Annotated in this window: 6 protein-coding genes; 4 read left to right on the top strand and 2 right to left on the bottom strand. The window is 65.6% G+C overall.

The genetic code is table 11. The annotated features are described in order from the left end of the window. A partial coding sequence (locus NTX40_02560; GenBank protein ID MCX5647969.1) for a desulfoferrodoxin family protein occupies positions 1-270 on the top strand: 270 nt, incomplete at its 5' end. A 30-nt stretch (positions 271-300) separates the two neighbouring features. Here the strand turns inward: NTX40_02560 and NTX40_02555 are convergent. Together NTX40_02555 and NTX40_02550 are read right to left on the bottom strand one after the other, a co-directional pair. Next, positions 301-477, bottom strand: a complete 177-nt coding sequence (locus NTX40_02555; protein MCX5647968.1) for a hypothetical protein — start codon at positions 475-477, stop codon at positions 301-303. 82 nt (positions 478-559) lie between these two features. Further along, complete coding sequence (locus tag NTX40_02550; GenBank protein ID MCX5647967.1) at positions 560-1,756, bottom strand: hypothetical protein; 1,197 nt, start codon at positions 1,754-1,756, stop codon at positions 560-562. A gap of 388 nt (positions 1,757-2,144) precedes the next feature. Between NTX40_02550 and NTX40_02545 the strand changes: the two genes are divergently transcribed. The 3 genes from NTX40_02545 to NTX40_02535 form a co-directional block, all read left to right on the top strand. Continuing rightward, positions 2,145-3,386, top strand: a complete 1,242-nt coding sequence (locus tag NTX40_02545; GenBank protein ID MCX5647966.1) for a Gfo/Idh/MocA family oxidoreductase — start codon at positions 2,145-2,147, stop codon at positions 3,384-3,386. A 48-nt stretch (positions 3,387-3,434) separates the two neighbouring features. Then, a complete protein-coding gene (locus NTX40_02540; GenBank protein MCX5647965.1) occupies positions 3,435-3,605 on the top strand; it encodes a hypothetical protein in 171 nt (56 codons plus the stop codon). 97 nt (positions 3,606-3,702) lie between these two features. Continuing rightward, positions 3,703-4,613: Gfo/Idh/MocA family oxidoreductase (locus NTX40_02535; protein ID MCX5647964.1), on the top strand; the 911-nt coding region annotated here is incomplete at its 3' end.

Here is a 4,613-nt window from a genome sequence, read left to right as displayed (position 1 = left end):
CCCGTCATCGAGAAGACCGCCGCCGGCTACAAGGTGAAGGTCGGCAGCGTCGCGCATCCGATGAAGCCGGAGCATTACATCGAGTGGATCGAACTCGTGGCCGACGGGGCCGCGTATCGGCAATTCCTCGAGCCCGGCGGCCCCTCGACCATGCTCGGGACCGCCCTGAGCCAGTCGAAGGGCGGCGCGCCGGAAGCCGTCTTCAACCTCTCCGCCAAGGAGGTTTCCGCGCGGGAGTACTGCAACCTGCACGGTCTCTGGAAGTCGTAGGCGGGAAGGCCGGCCGTCGGCTCCGGCCGCCTAGAACGACAGCACGCAGTGCCAGATGTACATGTAGGCGAGGCCGTCCACGTCCTGCCACACGCGCCGGACGAGTTCCTGGTCGCCCGTCATGGGGGGGAACTCCTTTTCCTTCTCCTCCCACGGGACGCAGACGCCGGGGGGACGCTTGTTCGGCATTTCGGGTTGCTTGAGCATGTTCAGCGCTCCTTTGTTTGAAAGGGACGCGCCGCGCAAGCGCGGCGGCTAAATGTTCGGCACGCGCCGCACCTTTCCGCGTTCAGTACACGCCGTACTCGCGAGTAAAGTCGGTCATGGCCTTCACGTTCTCAACCTTGGCGTCGTTCTGGACAATGGCGCTCGAGTCCATGATGTAGCCGCCGTCGCGTGCCACGCCGTCGATGATCTTCTTGCAGCACTCGCGCACCTCGTGTGGCTTGCCGAAGGAGAGCAACCCGTTCGGCACGCCGCCGCTGATGCAGAACTTATGCCCCAGGATGCGGTGGACCTCGAAGATGTCGTCGCGGTCGCAGTGGAAGACAATGCTCCCCTCCGGCAGTTCGGCAAAGCGTGCGAGGTGCGGCCCCCATTTGCCCTCGGCGTAGAAGAGCACCTGGTTCCCGTGTTTCCAGACTTCCTGAAGCATGGGCTTCAGGGTGGGCCAGTGGATGTTCTCAAAATGCTCGCGCGTGATGAAGGGCGTGCAGGTCCGGTGCATCCAGAACCCCAGAGGCAGGTTCTTCGTGGGGTCGGCGCTGGTGACCGCCAGGTGCGTCAGGTGCGGCGCCAGGGCCTCGCAGGCCGCCCGCACCTTCTTCGGGCGCTCCATGAGGTCCCAGCACAGGTTGATGTAGCCGCGCAACTTATCGGCCAGGATGTCGAGCGGCGACTTGAACATGCCCGCGATGGCCGAAACCGTCCCCGACTCCTGCCGCAGCCGCGCCACCTGCGTGCCGAACGCCATGAAGTACTGGAGCATGGCCATCCCGCCCTTCAGGAACGAGAGGTTGTTGCGGAAAGTGTTGGGCTCGCCGGGGGCCCGCACGTCGGTCGAGACGCGCGGCAGCCAGACGTTGAAGAGGAAGCCCGTCGGGTCGGCGATGAGGGCGTCGTACTCGTCAACCTTCATGAAGGCGTCTTCCTCCGACGGCTCCTTGTACTGAAAGCCCGTATTGACCGAGAGGTCGACGCCCGGCACAGCGTAGTATTTCAGGCCGATGGCCTGCGTCAGGCCCGACCACCCATAGACCATGTTGGGCACGACGGCGTCCCAGTCGAAATCGGCGGCGCACTTGCGGGTGGCCGCAAACGCCATTTCGTAGTCCTGCGTGACCTGCTGGCAGGTGTAGCCGGCGTAGGTGGCCACGAACTCGGCCACAAAGGGCCGGATGGGCACCCGGTCGGGCTTCTCGTTCCGCATCGCCGTGACGTATCGCTTGAGGCGTTCGGCGTAGAGTTTTTCCATGTCCTTGGCCATCGTGCGCTCTCCTCTCGGGCCGACGACCCGCTTGGCCTGAAGCGTAATGTAGGATGCCGGCGGGCGGACTGCAAGGCGATTCGCCCGCACGCGGTCATGCGTCAGTCCTGGATAGGGTGGCACGGCCACCCGATGGTGGGTGACCGTGTGCGCCGCCGACCTTGCACGGTCACGCAAGCGCCGCGTGGCCGTGCCACCCGCTGCAAACACAGGCGCCGCGGCCGAGGCACAATTTCTGGAATACGTGCTTGACACAACGGCTCCGAGGGCGGAATGTTGCACCCTAAGATTAAGTTTGGATGTTCCACGCCGGATGCGTTGCCCGGCTTGCAGAGCATCCGAGACCCCAAAAGGGCCTGAACGGTTACTACGAACGGAGGCAGAAGCCATGATCGAATCGCGCGAATCATCTTCCGAAAAGCGGACCTCGCGGAGGAACTTCCTCAGGGCGTCGGCGACGGCGGTCGGCGGCGCAGCGGTCGGCGCGCTGACGCTCGACCGCGTGGCCCATGCCGCCGCCGGCGACGTCATCAAGATCGGCATCATCGGCGGCGGCCACCGCGGCAACTTCATCGGCGACCGGATGAAGAAGCACGGGGGATACAAGATCCACGCCGTGGCGGACTACTTCCCCGAGGTGTCGGACAAACTTGGCGAGAAGTACGGCGTAGACAAGGCGCGCCGCTTCTCGGGCCTCTCGGGTTACAAGAAGGTGCTCGAGAGCGGCGTCGAGGCGCTGGCGATCCTGGACGTGCCCTGCTTCTACCACGAGCAGGCGAAGGCCGCCGTGGATGCCGGCTGCCACGTATATATCGCCAAACCGGTGGCCGTGGACGTGCCCGGCACGCTGGCCATCGGCACGGCTGCCGCGGAGGCAACCCGTAAAAACCGCTGCTTCCTCGTGGACTACCAGCTCCCGCTCGACCCGGCCAACGATGAGGTGATCGGCCGTGTCCGTCAGGGAGGCCTCGGGCCGCTGGCGCACATCCTCTCGTTCGGCAAGACGAACGCGTGGGCTGATCCGCCGAAAGGCCCAACGATCGAGAGCCGGCTCCAGCACGTAATCTGGCTGTCGGACATCGCGCTGAGCGGCGACACGATTGTGTCGTACGACATCCACATCATTGACGGCCTGATGGCGCTGCTGGGAAAGCGGGCCGTCAGCGCCAGCGGCGCGTCGCGCATCTGCCGTCCTGAACCGCACGGCGACCGCGTTGACGCGTGCGGCGTGGTGTTCGAACTCGACGACGGAACGCTCTGGACGCACGTGACTCAATCGCTGAACAACAATGCAGATTTCAGCGATATGTCCGCCAGTGTCTTCGGCCTGTCGGCCACTGCCCATCTCGGTTACGGCGGCAAGGTGTATGTCCGCGGCGGCGAGAAGCATTTCGTCGGCGATGTCAGCGGCAGCATCTACAACGATGGCGCAGAACGCAACGTCGCCGATTTCCACCGCAACATCACCGAGGGCCGCTTCGAGAACACAACCGCGAAACGCGCGGTGGACGGCCATCTGACCGCTATCCTCGGCCGCGAAGCCGCCGCGAGGCGGCGCTATCTGACGATGGACGAACTCCTCAAGGAAAATAAACGCCTGGAAGTGGACCTCGCGGGCCTGAAGGCGTAACGCACCCGGCAACCGGCTGCCCCTGGCAACATCCGGTAAGGCGAGGCCATGACCAGCAACGGGCCGAGCGATACCGCCGCAACGCCGCAACTCGCGCGGGCCGTGCTGCTGCGCGTCGCCGAGGTGCTCCTGCTCGCGGCGGCGCACTTGCGGGTGGCGGCGATCGGGCGGACTGCAAGGCGATTCGACCGCACGCGGTCATGCGTCAGTCATGGATAGGGTGGCACGGCCGAGGCACAAAAGAGCCTTGACTTCTGGCCCGCCGCGGGTATCCTCGGGCGGCGTGATGGCGCCATCTCAACGAAAGGATCGAGCCATGGCCGAATCGAAAACGGGCGGGATGGGCAGGCGTGGGTTTCTGAAGGCGGCGGCAGGGGCGGCGGCCACCGCGGGACTCCTCATCGTGAAGCCGGGCGCCGTCCGCGGCCTGGAGGCCAACTCGAAGGTCGAGATCGGCGTCATCGGTTGCGGCGGACGCGGACGATGGATCGCCAACCTGTTTGCCCAGAACGGCAACTACCAGATCGTGGCCGTCCACGACTACTTCCCCGACCGGGCCGACGGAGCCGGCAACGACCACAATGTCGCCCCCGAGCGCCGGCACACGGGCCTGGGGTCGTACAAGGACCTTCTGGCCGGTAAGGTCGATGCCGTCGCCATCATCAGCCCGCCGTACTTCCACCCGGAGCAGGCGGCCGCGGCCGTCGAGGCGGGTAAACACGTCTACCTGGCCAAGCCCATCGCGGTCGATGCGCCGGGCTGCAACCTCATCGGCGCCTCGGGCAAGAAGGCCGCCGAGAAGAAGCGGGTCTTCCTCGTGGACTTCCAGACGCGGGTCGACCCGTTCTACATGGAGGCGCTGAAGCGGGTGCACGAGGGGGCGATCGGCAGGTTCGCCTTCGGCGAGGCCAGTTACCACTGCGAGCGGTTCGGGGCCAAGGGTGAGGACAAAACCCCCGAGGGCCGCCTCCGCAACTGGGGCTTCGACAAGGCCCTCTCGGGCGACATCATCACCGAACAGAACATCCACACCCTCGACGTGATGAACTGGATCCTGCAGGTCCCGCCGCTGCGGGCCTGGGGCAAGGGCGGCCGGAAGGTCCGCGTCGACGTGGGCGACAGCTGGGACCACTTCGTCCTCGTCTTCGAGTACCCCGACGACGTAGCCGTGTCGTTCAGTTCGCGGCAGTTCGCCGGGCATGGTTCGCAGCCCGACGGCATCCGGAA

This window comes from Planctomycetota bacterium (assembly GCA_026387035.1).
Taxonomy (GTDB): Bacteria; Planctomycetota; Phycisphaerae; order FEN-1346; family FEN-1346; genus JAPLMM01.
Note: the sequence above shows the minus strand (reverse complement) of the source record. Positions and strands in the feature narration are given on the sequence as shown.